This window comes from Dysgonomonas sp. ZJ279 (genome assembly GCF_011039205.1).
Classification (GTDB): Bacteria; Bacteroidota; Bacteroidia; order Bacteroidales; family Dysgonomonadaceae; genus Dysgonomonas.
The window spans coordinates 426,037-445,110 of sequence record NZ_JAAKEL010000001.1 but is presented as its reverse complement, the minus strand read 5'-3'; the positions used below and the strand labels follow the sequence as shown (position 1 = coordinate 445,110).

General features: G+C 38.0%; 18 protein-coding genes. 16 read left to right on the top strand and 2 right to left on the bottom strand.

What is annotated here, in order from left to right; genetic code table 11:
* The first annotated feature begins 201 nt into the window (after positions 1-201).
* The 7 genes from G7Y57_RS01965 to G7Y57_RS01935 all read left to right on the top strand — a co-directional run bounded on the left by G7Y57_RS01965 (position 202) and on the right by G7Y57_RS01935 (position 8,645).
* Positions 202-1,011, top strand: a complete 810-nt coding sequence (locus G7Y57_RS01965; RefSeq protein WP_165020488.1) for a peptidylprolyl isomerase — start codon at positions 202-204, stop codon at positions 1,009-1,011.
* Between the two features lie 15 nt (positions 1,012-1,026).
* The gene (locus G7Y57_RS01960; protein ID WP_410492629.1) at positions 1,027-1,842 is read left to right on the top strand and encodes a peptidylprolyl isomerase; all 816 of its coding nucleotides are present in this window, start codon (positions 1,027-1,029) and stop codon (positions 1,840-1,842) included.
* An 18-nt stretch (positions 1,843-1,860) separates the two neighbouring features.
* On the top strand, positions 1,861-3,246 hold the full coding sequence (locus G7Y57_RS01955) for an FAD-dependent oxidoreductase (RefSeq protein WP_165020487.1): 1,386 nt from the start codon (positions 1,861-1,863) through the stop codon (positions 3,244-3,246).
* Between the two features lie 47 nt (positions 3,247-3,293).
* Positions 3,294-3,866 carry a pentapeptide repeat-containing protein gene (locus tag G7Y57_RS01950; RefSeq protein WP_165020486.1) on the top strand — a complete coding sequence of 191 codons (573 nt, stop codon included), beginning with the start codon at positions 3,294-3,296 and terminating at the stop codon, positions 3,864-3,866.
* 100 nt (positions 3,867-3,966) lie between these two features.
* A complete protein-coding gene (locus G7Y57_RS01945; protein ID WP_165020485.1) occupies positions 3,967-5,916 on the top strand; it encodes an ABC-F family ATP-binding cassette domain-containing protein in 1,950 nt (649 codons plus the stop codon).
* Between the two features lie 11 nt (positions 5,917-5,927).
* A complete protein-coding gene (locus G7Y57_RS01940) occupies positions 5,928-6,587 on the top strand; it encodes a GDSL-type esterase/lipase family protein (protein WP_165020484.1) in 660 nt (219 codons plus the stop codon).
* 12 nt (positions 6,588-6,599) lie between these two features.
* Entirely contained in the window at positions 6,600-8,645 is a 2,046-nt protein-coding gene (locus tag G7Y57_RS01935; protein WP_165020483.1) for a M13 family metallopeptidase, read from the top strand.
* A gap of 70 nt (positions 8,646-8,715) precedes the next feature.
* On the opposite strand, the gene G7Y57_RS01930 is transcribed toward G7Y57_RS01935, so the two are convergent.
* Together G7Y57_RS01930 and G7Y57_RS01925 are read right to left on the bottom strand one after the other, a co-directional pair.
* Positions 8,716-9,453 (bottom strand): porin family protein, encoded by a 738-nt coding sequence (locus G7Y57_RS01930; RefSeq protein WP_165020482.1) that lies wholly within the window; start codon positions 9,451-9,453, stop codon positions 8,716-8,718.
* 178 nt (positions 9,454-9,631) lie between these two features.
* Positions 9,632-10,963 (bottom strand): PhoH family protein, encoded by a 1,332-nt coding sequence (locus G7Y57_RS01925; RefSeq protein WP_165020481.1) that lies wholly within the window; start codon positions 10,961-10,963, stop codon positions 9,632-9,634.
* Positions 10,964-11,250: 287 nt separating this feature from the next.
* Between G7Y57_RS01925 and kdsA the strand changes: the two genes are divergently transcribed.
* The 9 genes from kdsA to G7Y57_RS01880 all read left to right on the top strand — a co-directional run bounded on the left by kdsA (position 11,251) and on the right by G7Y57_RS01880 (position 19,066).
* Positions 11,251-12,045, top strand: a complete 795-nt coding sequence (gene kdsA / locus G7Y57_RS01920; protein WP_165020480.1) for a 3-deoxy-8-phosphooctulonate synthase — start codon at positions 11,251-11,253, stop codon at positions 12,043-12,045.
* Position 12,046: 1 nt separating this feature from the next.
* A complete protein-coding gene (locus tag G7Y57_RS01915) occupies positions 12,047-12,763 on the top strand; it encodes a 2-phosphosulfolactate phosphatase (RefSeq protein WP_165020479.1) in 717 nt (238 codons plus the stop codon).
* A gap of 4 nt (positions 12,764-12,767) precedes the next feature.
* Complete coding sequence (locus tag G7Y57_RS01910; protein WP_165020478.1) at positions 12,768-13,133, top strand: YraN family protein; 366 nt, start codon at positions 12,768-12,770, stop codon at positions 13,131-13,133.
* A 6-nt stretch (positions 13,134-13,139) separates the two neighbouring features.
* A complete protein-coding gene (locus G7Y57_RS01905; RefSeq protein WP_165020477.1) occupies positions 13,140-13,502 on the top strand; it encodes an MmcQ/YjbR family DNA-binding protein in 363 nt (120 codons plus the stop codon).
* Between the two features lie 11 nt (positions 13,503-13,513).
* On the top strand, positions 13,514-14,245 hold the full coding sequence (locus G7Y57_RS01900) for a biotin--[acetyl-CoA-carboxylase] ligase (RefSeq protein ID WP_165020476.1): 732 nt from the start codon (positions 13,514-13,516) through the stop codon (positions 14,243-14,245).
* A 59-nt stretch (positions 14,246-14,304) separates the two neighbouring features.
* Positions 14,305-16,611 (top strand): glycoside hydrolase family 3 N-terminal domain-containing protein, encoded by a 2,307-nt coding sequence (locus tag G7Y57_RS01895; RefSeq protein ID WP_255491327.1) that lies wholly within the window; start codon positions 14,305-14,307, stop codon positions 16,609-16,611.
* A 151-nt stretch (positions 16,612-16,762) separates the two neighbouring features.
* The gene (locus tag G7Y57_RS01890) at positions 16,763-17,221 is read left to right on the top strand and encodes an arginine repressor (RefSeq protein ID WP_255491306.1); all 459 of its coding nucleotides are present in this window, start codon (positions 16,763-16,765) and stop codon (positions 17,219-17,221) included.
* 52 nt (positions 17,222-17,273) lie between these two features.
* Positions 17,274-17,870, top strand: a complete 597-nt coding sequence (locus tag G7Y57_RS01885; RefSeq protein ID WP_165020473.1) for a GNAT family N-acetyltransferase — start codon at positions 17,274-17,276, stop codon at positions 17,868-17,870.
* Positions 17,867-19,066, top strand: coding sequence for an argininosuccinate synthase (locus G7Y57_RS01880; RefSeq protein WP_165020472.1), 1,200 nt, complete (start codon positions 17,867-17,869; stop codon positions 19,064-19,066). Before G7Y57_RS01885 ends, G7Y57_RS01880 begins: the two co-directional genes overlap by 4 nt.
* Positions 19,067-19,074 lie beyond the last annotated feature (8 nt).

Genomic DNA, 19,074 nt, shown 5'->3' with positions numbered 1-19,074 from the left:
GGGTAATAAAATTTACTCATTCTTATAACAATGCAAATCTAATATATTTTTAAGATAATACAAAGCCAGATCATCAAGAACTACAACTTGTTATTATATATAGGGAAACAGTTCTTACCATCACAAGACAAAATTAAGGAGTAAGGGAAATGGAAGATACAAGTCTATTTCGTATCTTGCGACTCCGAAATTCGAGATATCATGAAACATAAATACATTAAAAATCTTTATTCTTTATTATTACTAATACTGATTATTACCTCTTGTAAAGGCACATCACAAGAAAAAGAAACGATTGTTTTAGTCAAGACTAACTATGGCAATATCAAAATTAAACTCTACAATGAGACACCACTCCATCGTGACAATTTTATAAAATTGATTAACGAAGGCAGTTACAATGATGTTCTTTTTCACAGGATAATTAAAGATTTTATGATACAAGGCGGAACAATAAAAACCGATTCTACTTTAGCCGGCATACCTTCCGAGATAGATAGTGTGTACCCTCGTTATTTCCATAAACGAGGAGCTTTGGGTGCAGCCCGTTGGGGCGATGATAAGAATCCTGAGAAGTTATCTGACGCTTATCAGTTTTACATTGTAACAGGTGCACACTTCAACGAGTCCGAAATAAAAGACATCGAAGACAAACGTCTTGAAAAGCTTAAGAAAGATATTTTCGATCAGCTACAAGTTCAGAATATAGATAAGATTAAACTCCTCTATGACAAAAAAGATCAAGACGGTCTATACACATTAGGAGAAGAATTATCTGCACAAGCCGAAAAAAATGCAACAGCCGGAGAATCGGAAATACTATTTAACGACCAACAAAAAGAAATCTATAAAACAATAGGTGGTGCACCTCATCTGGATGGAATGTACACTGTATTTGGAGAGGTGATTGAAGGAATGGATGTCGTAGATCAAATACAAAACATAAAAGTAAATGATAATGATCGCCCCATGCAGGATATTAAAATGCAAATCAGTATCATCAGTCAATAAAGCACATATATAAATATGAAAAAAATAGTATTATTTATCATCATTTTAGCAACAGCAATGAATATGAAATCGCAAGAAAAAGAACCGATTGTATTGATCGAAACCAATTACGGAAATATAAAGATCAAACTTTATAACGAAACACCTAAGCATAGAGATAACTTTTTAAAGTTGATCGATGAAGGTTTTTTCAAAGACTTGTTATTTCATCGGGTTATAAAAGATTTTATGATACAAGGTGGTGATCCCGATTCTCGTCTGGCAGCAGATACCGCATTTCTTGGGAATGGAGATCTGGGCTATATGATAGATGCTGAATTCAGAACACCTGAGATATTTCACAAACGCGGTGTTTTGGCGGCGGCCCGTACAGGAGATGATGTAAATCCCGAAAAAGGCTCGTCGGCTTCTCAATTCTATATCGTAATGGGAAAAACTTATACCGACAATGAACTTGAAGCTTTGGAGAGACAGCGTTTCGAAAAACTGAAACAAGAAATATTAAAAGGACTTCAAGCAGCAAATACGGATACCGTCAAAGAATTATATCGACAAGGTGACCGAAATGCGTTGACAGAGTTCAGAACTAAACTTCAGGCTCAAGCCGAAGAAGAGGCTAACGCAAGAAAATCGGAAGCATTATTTACCGCCGAACAAAAAGAAGCATACAAAACTGTTGGAGGAGTACCACGATTGGATGGAGGCTACACCGTATATGGAGAAGTAATAGAAGGTCTAGATGTTGTAGACAAAATTCAGAATGTAGAAACAAATCAGAGCGACAGACCATTCAAAAATGTAACAATGAATATCATCCTACTGGAAAAATAAATTTCAATATATCTAAGCATGGAAAACAACACATCAGATGAAAATCTGAACAAATTAAACAAATTAAGTAACAAAAAAATCAATCGTAGAAAATTCCTCAAAATTGCAGCTGCTGCCGGAGTGGTAACAGGCATTGGAGCTTATCAGCTCAATAAATTTTCGAGCAACGCCAAAGGCAAGATTGTAATAGTAGGCGGAGGCGCTGCCGGCATTAGTATGGCTGCGTTATTGAACAGGTGGCTCGACGAACCGAATATTACCCTGATCGACCCCAGCGACAAGCAGTACTATCAACCGGGCTTTACACTTGTAGCTTCGGGGGTTTATAAAGCAGATGATGTATGGAAATCGCAGGAAGATTGTGTACCTAGCGACATCACATGGCTGAAAGACACAGTAAAAGCAATAGACCCTGTAAAGAATACAATCACAACAGCTGAAAATGGAAACGTAGATTATGATTTTCTGGTTTTAACACCGGGATTACAAATAAATTGGGAGAAAGTAGAAGGTATTACCCAAGCCACATTGGGTGAAGGAAATGCCCATTGCATATATGACTTTGTAAGTGCTCAAAAAACATGGGCGGCCATGCAGGAATTTTCGAAAACCGGAGGTAAAGGTATTTTCACAGATACCTATACAAAGCACAAATGCGGTGGAGCCCCCAAAAAGATATGCCTATTGACCGAAGATTATATACAGAAACAAGGTACGCGCGACAATGTTACTTTAGATTATTACACTGCCGATCCTGAACTTTATGATGTAGCCTATTATACACCTCGTCTGCTGGAAATATACAACGAGCGTAATGTAAATATTAATCTGAATGTTCGAGTGAAAGGTGTCGATACTGCCGCCAAACAAGTATATTTCGAAAAAAGAGAAACTATCGGTGAAGAACTTATTACGACTCCATTCACCGAAGGATATGATTTTCTACACTTCACACCACCGATGTCTGCTCCCGACTTTGTCCGCGATTCAGGATTAGGCTGGACAGAAGGTAAGCTCGCCGCAGAGAGTTGGGTTATGGTAGACAAAGAAACATTAGTCCACAAAACATACCCGAATATTGTATCCTTAGGAGACTGCGCTGGAATACCTACAAGTAAAACATCTGCTGCAATCAGAAAGCAAGTACCTATTGCAGCTAAAAATCTCGTTTTGCTGATGGAAGGCAAAACTCCCGAAGAGAAATATAACGGATATGCCGCATGCCCTATTATTACGGGTTATGGAAACGTTCTTTTATGCGAGTTCGACTATAACAAAGACTCTGACACATCGTTTCCATTCACTCTATTAGACACGTCCAAAGAACAGTATGCCGCATGGCTACTAAAAGTATATGGGCTAAAACCTCTTTATTTTTACAGCATGCTGAAAGGGTATTGCTAATTGACACTTATTCGTTTTACTTAAATTATAATTTTACCACACGTATTATGAGCAGAATTTTCATTGAGGACGAAGAATTTAAAGGAATCGATTTTACTACCAATCTTTTAGAAGAAGGAGATTACGACGGTTGTAGCTTCATTAATTGTAATTTATTAAATGCAAATCTATTGGAGATCGCTTTTACGAATTGCACATTCGATAATTGCGATCTGAGTATGGCAAAACTTGGCAATACAGCTTTTCGGGGCGTGACATTCAAAAATTGTAAACTCATGGGCTTACGGTTCGATCATTGCAATCAATTTTCTTTAGCACTCAAATTCGATAATTGCATACTAAATTTCTCTTCGTTCTTTAAGCTCAAATTAAAAGATATCGTTTTCAAGAATTGCAATATGAAGGATGTCGATTTTGTAGAAACGAATCTGACAGGTACGACCTTCTATAAATGTGATCTTGAGGGAGCTACCTTTGAGCGGACAAATCTTGAAAAAGCAGACTTCAGTACATCTCATAATTACTCGATTCATCCGGAAAGCAACAAAATTAAAAAAGCACGATTTTCGGCGGATGGAATCAAAGGATTACTTACCAGATATGATATTATCATAGAATAAGCAACATAAGGAACAGACTGCTATTGAAGAAAATAACAAAACGTCACTGTATTTCAGTTAAATTCTCTACTTTTGTGCTGATTTTAAACATATTTTAATTGTGATTTCAGTAGAAGGTCTTACAGTCGAATTTGGAGGTTTTACCCTCTTTGATGGTGTTTCGTTTGTTGTAAACAAAAAAGATAGAATTGCCCTCGTTGGAAAAAACGGAGCAGGAAAATCTACCATGCTCAAAATATTTGCGGGATTGCAGCAACCTACAAGCGGCAATGTCTCATCACCTAAGGATATAACCATCGGTTATCTTCCTCAGCACATGACATTGAACGAAGGTAATACAGTTCTGGAAGAAGCCGCTTTGGCCTTCGACCATATCCATAAGCTGGAAACCGAACTCGAGTATGTAAATAAACAACTGGCTGAAAGAACGGACTACGAATCACAAATATATCACGATTTTATAGACCGTTCTGCTCATCTGAACGAGCAGTTTCTAATGTCGGGCGGAAACAATTTTCAGGCTGAAATAGAAAAAGCTTTGCTCGGACTCGGCTTCACCCGTTCAGACTTTAATCGTGCTACGTCCGAATTCAGTGGAGGATGGCGTATGCGAATCGAATTGGCAAAACTATTGCTCCAACGTCCGGATGTATTATTACTCGATGAGCCTACCAATCACTTAGACATAGAATCTATACAATGGCTCGAAACATTCCTCTCTACACGGGCGAATGCCGTTTTACTCGTTTCGCATGACCGTGCTTTTCTAGATGCTGTGACACAACGCACCATCGAAATATCACTAGGACGGATATACGATTATAGAGTACCTTACTCCAGATACGTTGAACTTCGTAAAGAATATCGCGAACAACAAATGCGTGCTTTCGAAAATCAGCAAAAACAAATACAAAAAACCGAAGAGTTTATAGAGCGATTCCGCTACAAAGCGACCAAATCGGTACAAGTACAATCACGGATAAAACATCTTGATAAGATAGACCGCATAGAAGTCGACGACGAAGATACAGCCATGCTTAGTCTGAAATTCCCTCCTGCACCCCGTTCGGGCTCATATCCCGTAATAGCGGAGGATGTAGAAAAAAGCTATGGAGATCATCTTATCTTTAAGAACGTTACATTGACTATCAATCGCGGAGATAAAGTAGCTTTTGTCGGTAAAAACGGTGAAGGTAAATCTACCCTTGTCAAATGTATAATGGGTGAGATCGGTTTCGAAGGTAAATTGGAATTGGGGCACAACGTAAAAATAGGCTATTTCGCTCAAAATCAGGCTCAACTATTAGATGAGAACAAAACTGTATTCGAGACCATTGATTATGTAGCAACAGGCGATATCCGAACCAAAATACGCGACATACTCGGAGCATTTATGTTCGGAGGAGAAGCTTCCGATAAGAAAGTAAAAGTCCTTTCGGGAGGAGAACGCAGCCGTTTGGCTATGATTCGTTTATTGTTGGAGCCTGTCAATCTGCTTATTCTCGATGAGCCTACTAATCACCTCGACATGAGATCGAAGGATGTACTGAAAGAGGCATTAAAAGAATTTGACGGAACAGTAATTCTAGTATCCCATGATAGAGATTTTCTTAATGGCTTAGTGGATAAAGTGTACGAGTTTGGCAACCAGCAAGTGAAAGAACACTTATATGGTATATATGAGTTCCTTGAAAAAAAGAAAATGGATTCTTTACAGGAATTAGAGACTCAAACTAGTCGAAACGACAGTAAAAGCGTTGAAGCAGAAGAATCTGAGAAAACAGAACCGACAAATAAGCTGTCTTACGAGGAGCGCAAAGAATTAAGCCGCCAAATAAAACGAGTTGAGAAACAAATAAAAGAGATGGAACACTCTATCGAAAAGAAAGAGAAAGAGATCGCCGACCTTGAAGTCAGACTGGCTACTCCTGAAGATTCAGCTAATACGTCCCTTTTTGAAAAACATGGACTGTTAAACAAAGAGCTTCAGCAGGATATGCTTAAATGGGAAGAATTGACTATGGAGTTAGAAAGTATTACTAACGCTTGAGCTTTACCATTATGAGAATAAAATTTGTAATGTTGCTACTATTTTTCTCTGGGTATATGATGGGACAAGAGATTCAGGAGAATAAGACTTATATCGATCGAATGACATATTTCAAACAGCATCCCTTAACAGAAGGGCAAATTATATTTCTTGGTAATAGCCTTACTCAAGCCGGAAAATGGAATGAGTATTTCCCTAGTCAACAACCTGCAAACAGAGGAATAGCAGGTGATAATACAGAAGGAATGCTAGCCAGAATAGACGAAATTATTGCGGCTAAACCAAAGAAGCTTTTTATTATGGCTGGTATTAACGATATATCGTTGAGTAGATCGAATAAAAAGATTGTAAGCAATATCAGTACAATGATTGTAATGATAAAGGAAGGTAGCCCCGACACTCAAATCTATCTTCAAAGCGTACTGCCTATCAATAATGAGATTGGAATTTATTCGCGACTAAAAAAGAAAGAGAAGACAATAGAAAAACTAAATAAAGAACTCCATAAATTAAGTAAAAAAGAAAATCTGATTTTCATTAACATCTACCCTTCATTCTTAATAAAGAAAAGACAGTTAAATGCTAGATACACAACTGATGGTCTGCATCTGAATGAGGAAGGATATACTGTTTGGGTCAATCAGATCCGAAATTTTGTAGAAGAAAATTAAAATAAAAGAACGATGAAAAAGATTTATTATTTCTTACCTATCGCTGCAATTGCGTTCACATCGTCAATGTGTAGTGATAAATCTAAAAATCAAGAGGTTGCCGAAAGTGCAAATTTCGACATGAGTAATCTGGACACAACAGTTGCTCCGGGTAACGATTTTTATATGTTTGCCACAGGCGGATGGTCTAAAGCAAATCCTATGCCTGCCGAATATTCTCGTTATGGCTCTTTCGATAAACTTGCAGAGCGAAATCAAGAACAAGTAAGGGGACTGATTGAGGAGTTGGGAAAGACTACACATGAACAAGGCTCTATTGGTCAAAAAATCGGTGATCTTTATGCTATGGGTATGGATAGCGTAAAACTGAATGCCGATGGTGCTAGTCCTATCAAAAGCCAATTGGAAGAAATAAATAAAGCAGCCAATACTACCGACATTATCAAATTAGTCGGAAAAATCAGACAATATGCAGAAACTCCATTCTTCGGAATGTATGTTGGTGCTGACGATAAGAATAGTTCCATGAATATTGTTCACTTATATCAAAGCGGACTAGGTCTGGGCGACCGCGAATACTACATTGAACAAGATTCTACATCTGTAGCACTTCGCAGCGGATACCACAATCTGATTAAGGTTCAATTTATGAATGCCGGTTGTGCAGAAGCCGATGCACTAAAAGCAGCCGATGCTGTTCTTAAAATTGAAACAGCTTTGGCTAAGGCACACTTCAAGAAAGAAGACACCAGAAAGCCTGAACTAAACTATCATAAAATGAAAGTAGAAGAACTGGATGCCAAAGTTGCTAAATTCGACTGGGCAACATTCTTCGATGCAGCAAATGCAAAAGGACTTGAAGATCTCAATGTATCTCAGATTGCACCGGTAGCTACTGCCGTTAAGCTTATACAAACAAGCCCTATCGATGAAACAAAAGCATATCTTTCGTGGTGTGTAATCAATGCATCAGCAAACTATTTAAGTGATAATTTCGTAGATGCAAACTTTGAGTTCTTCGGAAAACAAATGAGTGGTCGTCAAGCGCAACAACCTCGCTGGAAACGCACTGTCAGAACCGTAGACGGATCGTTAAGTGAAGCTGTTGGCCAAATGTACGTTGCAAAATACTTCCCGGCTGAAGCGAAAGAAAGAATGCTAAAACTAGTAGACAATCTTCAGGTTACTCTTGGAGAACGTATACAGAGCCTAGCCTGGATGAGTGATGCAACAAAGGAAAAAGCGAAAGAAAAACTGAATGCATTTACTGTAAAAATAGGCTATCCTGACAAATGGAAAGATTATTCAACGCTTGAGATCAAGAAAGACAGCTATTGGGAAAATATTGTTCGTGCAAGCGAGTTTAGCTACAACGAGCTGATTAACAAAATCAATAAACCGGTAGATAAATCAGAATGGCATATGCCTCCTCAAATGGTGAACGCATATTATAACCCTACTACAAATGAAATATGCTTCCCTGCCGGTATTCTTCAACCTCCGTTCTTTTATCTGAATGCTGACGATGCCGTTAATTACGGAGCTATCGGTGTAGTTATCGGTCACGAAATGTCGCATGGATTTGACGACCAAGGTGCTAAATACGATAAGAATGGTAATTTGCTAGATTGGTGGACAGCCGATGATTCTAAAGAATTTAAAGGTAGAGCAGAAGTGCTTGTCAATCATTTTAACCAAATAGAAGTTTTACCGGGTGTATTTGCTAATGGTGAGTTTACATTAGGAGAAAATATCGGAGACTTTGGTGGAATCCAAATATCATACAATGCTTTTTCTAAAACAGAACAAGCTCAAAAAGGAGAGAAAATAGATGGCTTCACACCTCAACAACGATTCTTCCTTTCTTATGCAGGTGTTTGGGCAGGTAATATCCGCGATGAAGAAGCGCTTAGACTTACCAAAATGGATCCGCACTCGCTAGGTAAATGGCGTGTAAACGGAACATTACCTCATATTAATGCTTGGTATGATGCATTCAATATAACAGACAAAGATGCATTGTATATTCCAAAAGAAAAACGTGCTGACATCTGGTAATCGGATGAATATGTAATATAAAAAAAGGGTCGCAAATGCGACCCTTTTTTTATATATCTTACCCCATTTTTCAGAACTTATACCCTACTGAAAAACTTAAATTGCGAGTCTTCCATTTGTCATTATTCATAGTTCCTGTTGGACTTCCATATTGGCCATAAGTAACGACATACGATGTCGGACCTTTTTGTAGATCGCGAAGACCAAATTCATAATTCACATTAAGTACAATTTTCTTATATTGCAATCCAATCCCTCCAAGCAAACCAAAGTCCCAACGATCAAGACCTGTTTTGTCATAACCTGTCGATTTATATTCATTATGAGATGTATATAAATAACCATCAGTTTCAATTGGTGTAGTCAACGAAATTTTATTTCGTGATGTAATACCATAAGCTGCATAACCACCGGCATTCAGATTTAATGATAGAGATTTTGCCAGTGGAATCTTGTAACCGATAGTCAAAGGTACCTGAAGGTACATCAGATTGAAATTACTTTCTTTATCACCAATCACAATATTACTTGATTCTGATATTTCAGTAACAAAATAACGCTCGCTAAACTTAGCTCCTTTGGTCGTAAATTCGAGTCCCGATGATAAGAAAAAGCCTTTTGACAATTCATAATCGACAGTTCCTCCGATGTTAAATCCGACTCTGGGATCAGCAATAGATAAACTCGAGTTGGATAGATTGACTCCGGTTTTCACTCCAAAAGTAAATCGTGAATCTTCCTGAGCATTCACAGACAGTATACAGCCAAAACCGATACTCATAATAACTACTAACAAGATTTTTTTCATAAGATGTGTTGTTTTAATTGGTTAAGGCTTTAACGCTATCTAAGATGCTTATATTGTCAAGGAAAAAGTATTAAATTCTCAAATGATGTTAACATTTTAAAATATAGACAAAACGGCTTAAACAAAAGAGAGGTTGTACTTTTTGTACAACCTCTCCCATACATTATCTTCTATACTTTTAAAGTAAAGTACTAGCCAGTTCAGACAATCGGCTTCGCTCCCCTTTCAGCAGATTGACGTGGGCAAATAAATCCTGCCCTGTCATTTTATCTATTACATAAGCTAAACCATTCGACTGAGCATCGAGGTAAGGTGAATCAATTTGCTGAAGGTCTCCTGCAAATATCATCTTTGTACCCTCCCCTGCCCGTGTTATGATTGTCTTTATCTCGTGTGGAGTCAGATTCTGTGCCTCATCTATAATACAGACCATTTCCGAAAGGCTTCGTCCTCGTATATATGCCAAGGCCTCTATTTCCAGCTTTTTATTCTTTTGCATTTCTTCTATACTACGTGCCTCTGCACTTCCGTATGATAAGCTATTTCTTATCACCAACAAGTTATCAAACAACGGTTGCATATAAGGTGCTATCTTTTGCTTCTCGTCTCCGGGCAGAAAACCCAATTCCTTATTCCCCAATGCTACGATAGGACGTGCCAGCAATATTTGTTCATAATTCTCGTGCTGTTTCAATGCCGCAGCCAAAGCAAGCAAGGTTTTTCCCGTACCGGCTTTCCCTGTAAGTGCCACCAACTTTACATTCGGGTCTAATAGAACCTCAAGGGCAAAAGCCTGTTCGGCATTACGTGGTTGGATACCATAAGCAACCTGCTTCTCAATCTTCTTTATTTTATTGGTAAATGGATTGAAACGAGCTAAGGCGCTCTTTTTGCCATTCTTCATAATAAAACATTCATTCGGATTCACAGGGCTATCCAGATCAAACTCCGAGATATCAATACCTTCTGCCTGTGTATAAAGTCTATCGATAACGGACGAATCCATATCTTTAAACGTTTTATGTTCTTTTTCGAACAGAAATACATCAGGAACTTTATCATTAATGTAATCTTCGGTAAGCAATCCTATTGCACGTGCCTTCATTCGCAGATTAATATCCTTCGTCACAAGAATAGTCTTCGTTTTCGGGTCTCGTTCTGAAATATCCATCAGAGTTGCCAATATCCGGTGATCGGGTATCATTTCAGGGAATATGGCTGAAACTTTCGGCTGAGATTTCATTCCTGTCTCCACATAAAGTTTACCCATACCATTGCCCATTGCAGCACCTTTCGAAAAAAGGTCGTCGTCTGTTATAGCATCCAATTGACGAAGAAATTCGCGAGCATTATAATTTATCTGTTCGTTCCCCTTTTTAAATTTATCTAACTCTTCGAGTACAATGATAGGAATGTATATATCATTTTCCTCGAAATTATCCAAGCATCTGAAATCGTGAAGAATAACATTTGTATCTAAAACGAAGTTTTTCTTTTTACTTCTCCCCATAATATAATTTCATTAAGTTGTATTAATTATAACTCTCGCAATTTATCATATAACAATAAATACGGGCATTTTGATCTTGAAATGCAAACAAAAAATGATATTTGATCCAACTGTCAGAATATCAATGATTCCCTTATTTTAATTTTTTTCTATCCCACATCTAAGAGTTTTTTAGTATATTCGGGAATCTTTTTAAAGCAGGTTTCTTAAGATATTATCAACTAAGTTAGTTGTCACTTAAAAAAGAAATAACAATTTATTTACAGTACTTATTTACTCTATTTTACATGGATAATTCATATTTGAAAACAGATAACTTCTTTCTTCTTGCAGGACCCTGTGTCATAGAAGGAGAGGAAATGGCATTACGTATTGCCGAAAAAATAATTTCGATTACATCAAAGCTAAATATCCCTTATGTTTTTAAAGGATCATATAAAAAAGCAAACCGTTCTCGCGTCGATTCATTCACAGGCATTGGAGATGAGAAAGCTTTGAAAATACTCCGCAAAGTAAACGAAACATTTGGCATACCTACGGTAACAGACATTCACGAAACACACGAAGCAGCTATGGCTGCCGAATATGTGGATGTGCTGCAAATCCCTGCATTCCTTTGTCGCCAGACTGATCTATTGATTGCTGCGGCAAAAACAGGTAAGATTGTAAACATAAAGAAAGGGCAGTTCCTTGCACCGGGTGGAATGAAATTTGCAGCTCAAAAAGTTGTGGATTCAGGTAATAACAATGTAGTCATAACAGATAGAGGTACGACTTTCGGATATTCGGATTTAGTTGTAGATTTCAGAGGAATACCCGAAATGAAAGAATTCGGATTTCCTGTAGTATTGGATGCGACCCACTGTTTGCAAAAACCAAATCAATCGTCGGGTGTGACAGGTGGACAACCACAGTTGATAGAAACAATGTGTAAAGCCGGTATTGCAACGGGCATAGACGGTTTGTTTATAGAAACACATTTCGATACTGCTCATGCTCTGTCCGATGGAGCAAATATGCTTCCGCTCGATCAATTGGAAGCCCTATTAATTAAACTATCAAGAATAAAAGCTGCATTATAAGATGAAAGTAGAAGTTTGTTTTTCGCCTGCACTCTATCCTTATTATGCTGAGAATAACGATAAGATAGTAATTGTAGTCGATATCTTTAGAGCCTCGACCACAATGTGTGCTGCATTCCAGAATGGAGTAAAAAGTATTATCCCTGTAGCCTCTATCGAAGAAGCAAAAGCTTACAAAGCTAAAGGTTATCTGGTAGGAGCTGAACGGAATGTGAAGCGTTGCGACTTTGCCGACTTTGGTAATTCTCCATTCGACTATACAGTGGAGAAAGTAAAAGATAAAGATGTTGTATTTACAACCACGAATGGCACGCAAGCTATAAATATAGCTGCTGATTGTTATTCGTTGGCAGTTGGTGCTTTTTCTAATATCAATGCAATTGTCGATTTTTGTATCGAGAAGCAGAAGGATGTGATAGTACTCTGTGCGGGATGGAATAACCGATTCAACTTGGAAGATAGTTTATATGGCGGTGCTTTAGCCGAACTCCTGATAGAGAAAGGAAGCTATCTGTCTGCATCAGATGCGACGCAAGTCGCTCTGTCTATGTGGAAAGAGGCTAAACCTGATATTCGTGCATACATAAATAAATCAGAACATATAAAGAGATTAGAGGCTAATAATCTACAAGACTCTGTAGATTATTGCCTTACTTTAGACACAGTGAATTTAGTACCCATTTACAATAAGGAAACTAAGAAACTTACACTTATCTGATACCATGGCTGAACATAACGAACTCGGTAAAAAAGGCGAAGATGCCGCCGTATATTATCTTCAGCAGAACGGTTATAAGATAATTAAGCGCAATTGGGCTTATGATAAGTATGAGATAGATATTATAGCCCAGAATGATGAGTTTATCGTTTTTGTAGAAGTGAAAACCCGAAGTTCGAATCAATGGGGTAATCCCGAAGATGCCGTTTCGAAAGGGAAAATAAAACGTATTGTAGAAGCAGCTGATTTTTATCTGAATGAATTTGACATCGATCTGCCTGCCCGATTCGATGTAATAGCAATTACTCCGACAGGGAAATCTTTTGAAATAGATCATATTGACGATGCTTTTTTATCACCTGTTAATTGATAAGATATGAATATTGAACAACTTAGAGAATATTGCCTCTCGATTAAAGGAGCTTCCGAATGTCTCCCTTTTGATGATACCACACTTGTTTTCAAGGTTATGGAGAAAATGTTTGCATGTTTGCCTCTCGAACCTAGGAATAATGATTTTAATATTATCTTGAAATGCGACCCGGAAAGGGCTGTAGATTTAAGGGAACATCATAGTGGAATCACCCCCGCTTTTCATTTCAATAAAAAATATTGGATTTCTATTTTTTTAGATAGCGGTGTGCCTGATGAATTGACAAAAGAACTCATTCATCATTCTGTAGATGAAGTTATCAAAAAACTGCCTAAAAAGAAACAAGAAGAATACCATAACAGTTAATCCGACAATTTATGCCTCCTGTTATTCATTTAGAAGAAACCTTTTCTACTAATACTTATCTTAAAGACTTGTTATTGAAACAAGATGTAGAAGAGGGCACTATTATATACAGCGATTACCAGTCTGCCGGAAAAGGACAGCGTGGTAATAACTGGGAATCTGAACATGGAAAAAATCTGCTTTTCAGTATTGTGCTTTATCCGACAATGATAAATGCAAACGAGCAGTTTATCATATCGCAATTCATATCATTGGCTATCAAAGATACATTAAGTAAATATACTGATAATATTACGATTAAATGGCCAAACGATATCTATTGGAAAGAGAAGAAAATTTGCGGTATTCTGATAGAAAACGCCTTATTAGAAAATAAAATAAGCCAGTCTGTTATAGGCATCGGCATAAATATAAATCAAGAGCGATTTATTTCCGAAGTTCCAAATCCTGTATCCCTAAAAAAGATAACAGGCAACAGCTATGATTTAAAAGAAATACTGACAGAGTTAGCAGGCCAAATTCAACTTCATTATGGGTATGTAAAAGAAGGCAATTTCAATCCGATAGTTCAACAATACAAAGATTCTCTCTTCCGAAGCAAAGGTTATCACTTATATCACGACGGCGTAATGGATTTTCTTGCCAAGATAAAAGACATAAAACCCTCCGGCATTCTTGTATTGGAAACGATGGAAGGCGTGGAACGTAAGTTCGCCTTCAAAGAAGTAAAATATATTATATAAACTGATTATAACTAAACATGAAACACATTTACTCCTATTGTTTTGCTATTATCATTTCAATGGTAATTACTCAATCAATTCATGCACAAAAAAACGGATACAAAAATCCGAAACTAAGTGTAGAAGAACGTACCCAAGACCTTCTCCGTCAGATGACATTAGAAGAAAAAGTCGGACAATTATTATGCCCGCTTGGTTGGGAAATGTACGAGAAACAAGGTAATAAAGTATCTCAATCGAAGAAATTTGAAAATATAGTAAAGGAGAGACATATCGGTATGCTCTGGGCTACTCTTCGTGCCGACCCATGGACGCAAAAAACGTTAGAGACAGGATTAAATCCTGCCTTATCGGCAGAAGCTTGTAATGCGCTTCAGCGTTATATGGTGGAAAACACACGCTTAGGTATTCCTATCTTCTTAGCAGAAGAATGTCCGCACGGACACATGGCAATAGGTACGACTGTATTTCCGACAGCCATAGGACAAGCAGCGACATGGAATCCTAAACTTATCGAACAAATGAGCGCAACCATATCGAAAGAAGCCCGCATGCAAGGAGCGCACATCGGTTATGGCCCTGTATTAGACTTAGCAAGAGAACCTCGTTGGTCGAGAACAGAAGAAGCTTATGGCGAGGACCCTGTTTTGATTGCCAGCATGGGAGAGGCTTTTGTGAAAGGCTTGGGTAGTGGTGATCTGACAAAAGAGTTTAGCCTGATTTCGACCCTTAAACACTTCGTTGCTTACGGTGTACCCGAAGGAGGTCATAATGGCAATAGCAATAGTGTGGGAATGAGAGATCTGAAAGAGAATTTCCTTCCCCCTTTCGAGAAAGCTGTTCGTACAGGAGCATTGTCGGTTATGACTGCTTACAATTCGGTAGATGGTATTCCTTGCTCGTCGAACGAATATTTATTAAATGATATTCTCCGCGATGAGTGGGGCTTTAGAGGTTTTGTAGTTTCCGATCTGGGAAGTATAGAAGGTCTAAAAGGTAGCCATCATGTTGCAGAATCGGTAGCTGATGCAGCTAAACAAACAGTTGTTGCAGGGTTGGATTGCGACCTAGGAGGCAATGCTTATGTAAATCTGATAGATGCCATAAAAAAAGGTGAGGTAAAACAATCGGTGATTGACACTGCCGTATGTAGATTATTGCGTTTGAAATTCAAAATGGGATTATTCGAAGATCCGTATGTAAGTGTGAAAACCGCAAAGGAAAATGTGAGAACAAAAGAGAATATTTCGTTAGCAAGGCAAGTGGCTCGCGAAGCGATCGTTTTACTGGAAAACAAGAATAATACTCTTCCTTTAAACAAGAACATAAAAAAAGTAGCTGTAATAGGGCCTAATGCCGATAACATTTACAATCAATTAGGAGATTATACAGCACCACAAGAAAGAAGTAATATTGTTACTGTACTCGATGGTTTAAAGGCAAAACTTACATCTTCGCAAATAGAATATGTGAAAGGCTGTGCCATCAGAGACACTACCGATATAAATATAGATGAGGCTGTAACTGCTGCTAAAAAAGCCGATGTGGCAATCGTAGTAGTAGGCGGATCGAGTGCACGCGATTTCAAGACTAAGTATATCGATACAGGTGCAGCCGTAGCTGATAAGAATAGTGTGAGCGATATGGAAAGCGGCGAAGGCTATGATAGAGCGACTCTCGACCTCATGGGAAAACAACTGGAATTACTGAAAGCCGTTAAAGCAACAGGTACTCCTGTGGTTGTAGTTTATATACAAGGTCGTCCATTGAATATGAACTGGGCTAGCGAAAATGCCGATGCTTTACTAAGTGCTTGGTATCCGGGGCAAGATGGAGGAAACGCCATCGCTGATGTATTAGTTGGCGACTACAATCCGGCGGGTCGTTTACCTATCTCGGTTCCTCGTTCGGTAGGACAATTACCGGTATACTACAATATGAAAAATCCGGCTGGACACGATTATGTGGAAATGTCGGCAAAACCGCTTTATTCATTCGGATATGGATTGAGTTATTCCACATTCGACTATAGTAATTTAACGATTGAAAAAAATGGAAGTCTTGATTATCGAGTAAGCTTTACTGTAAAGAATACAGGTAAATACGATGGTGACGAGGTTGCTCAGTTATATCTACGAGACAAAGTGGCATCGACCGTACGCCCTGTGAAACAACTAAGAAGTTTCGATCGTATGCACCTTAAAGCCGGAGAATCGAGAATAGTTACATTTAGACTAACTTCTAAAGATTTCGAACTGATTGGTAAAGATTTGAAACCGGTAGTAGAAGGCGGTATATTCAATATTATGATAGGTTCTGCATCCAATAATACTAAACTTCAAAACGATTTGGACGTGATCCCATGACGGGAACAAAATAGATTTTACAATTTATCATTTATACAAAATAAGGTTATCTCATCAGGTAACCTTATTTTTTGTAAAAAAGTATCTTCTAAATGCTATAATATACAATATTATGTATATTTTTGCATCACAATTGTATATTTATACATACATGACAAAGCAATACAGACATAAAATAATAACGGAAGTAGTTCGTAATAACGACATTATCAGTCAGGATATGCTTCTCAATATATTAACAGAGAAAGGATTTGAGTTAACTCAAGCCACACTTTCTCGCGATATTAAGGAACTTAAAATAATAAAAGTACCTACCCCGAAAGGAAGCTATGCCTATCGTTTTTCGGAAAGTATACCTTCGCTACAAGAAGAGATTGAAGTATCTTTCTCCTCCTTCAAATTTGTTAGTATCGAATTTTCGGGCTCTTTGGCAGTTGTAAAAACACGTCCCGGATATGCAATGGCAATTGCGGGCGAGATAGATAGAAAAGCATCTGAATGCATAATAGGAACAATCGCGGGCGACGATACGATATTACTCGTACCACGTGAAGGCATCAAACGAGAAGAAGTAATTAAATCCTTATCACAATTTATACCTATCAAATAGGTAGCACAGTGTTTATAAACTTATAAAACAATTTATTTTTCAGAAACAAGAAATGGATACACCGGATATAAAAGTAATAATTGCTAATGAAAGCCATGTTGGGTATGTGCAAACCATACTCGATACAATAGAGGCTGCAGCAAAAGTGCGTGGAACAGGGATTGCTAAGCGTTCGCCGGAATATGTCGAATTGAAGATAAAAGAAGGTAAAGCAATAATAGCTTTGGCCGGAGACGAATTTGCAGGATTCTGTTACATCGAATCTTGGGGAAACAAACAATATGTTGCTAACTCGGGACTTATTGTTGTTGATAAATTCAGACAACACGGATTAGCTAAACGAATTAAGCGTCATGCTTTTTCGCTCGCTCGTGCTATGTATCCTCAGGCAAAAGTTTTCGGATTGACATCGGGAGCCGCTGTTATGAAAATAAATACAGAACTGGGTTATGTACCTGTTAGTTTCGCTCAGTTGACAGATGATGAGTCATTCTGGAGAGGATGTCAGGGTTGCATAAACTACGATGTGCTTACAAGAACAGAACGCAAATATTGCATTTGCACAGCTATGCTTTTCGACCCTGAAAAACAAAAAGATAAAAAAGAAATAAAAGATATAATCAAAGATTTAAAGAAGCAATTGAAATGAAAAAGAAAGTCGTTTTAGCATTTAGTGGAGGATTAGACACATCATTCTGTGCAAAATACTTATCAGAAGATTTAGGTTACGAAGTATATACTGCAATTGCCAACACAGGCGGATTCACACCCGAAGAATTGAAAGTGGTAGAAGAAAAAGCGTATAGACTAGGTGCTGCCAAACATGTAGCACTAGACATTACACAAGAATATTATGAGAAGAGTATCAGATATATGATATTCGGAAATGTACTTCGTAATGGCACATATCCTATTTCGGTAAGTTCGGAACGTATTTTTCAAGCGATTGCAATTATCAATTATGCAAAAGAAATAGGCGCTGATGCTGTGGCACATGGCAGTACAGGTGCAGGTAACGATCAGGTTCGTTTCGATCTGACTTTCGACGTGCTTGCTCCGGGCATCGAAATAATCACACCTACCCGTGATATGATATTGACTCGTGAATATGAGATCAACTATCTGAAAGAACACGGCTACGAAGCCGATTTCACGAAGATGGAATATTCTATCAACAAAGGTCTTTGGGGAACAAGTATCGGTGGAAAAGAAACGTTGAAGTCTAACCAAACTCTTCCTGAAAGTGCTTATCCTTCTCAGTTGAAAAAGAATGGCTCGGAGTTCCTTACCATCGACTTCGAAAAAGGTGAGATAGATGCTGTAAATGGTGAAAAATATACAGACAAAGTAAAAGCTATTCAAAAGATCGAAGAGATCACATCGGCTTATGCTATTGGCCGTGATATGCATATCGGCGATACGATCATCGGTATCAAAGGACGTGTAGGTTTCGAAGCCGCCGCCCCTATGGTGATTATCAATGCACACAAAATGCTTGAAAAACACACATTGAGCAAATGGCAACAATATTGGAAAGACCAAACAGCAAACTGGTATGGTATGTTCCTACACGAAGCTCAATATCTTGAGCCTGTGATGCGTGATATTGAAGCGATGATGGAAAGCTCTCAGGATAATGTTACAGGTCGTGTAATTATCGAATTGAAACCTTATCACTATACATTAGTTGGTGTGGAAAGCGATTTCGATTTGATGAAAGCTGATTTTGGCGAATATGGTGAAGTGAATAAGGCATGGACTGCTGACGACGCTAAAGGATTCACTAAAATATACGGCGTACCTACTAAGATTTTTCATAGTGTGCAGAAGAAAAACGGAAAGTAATACGATAA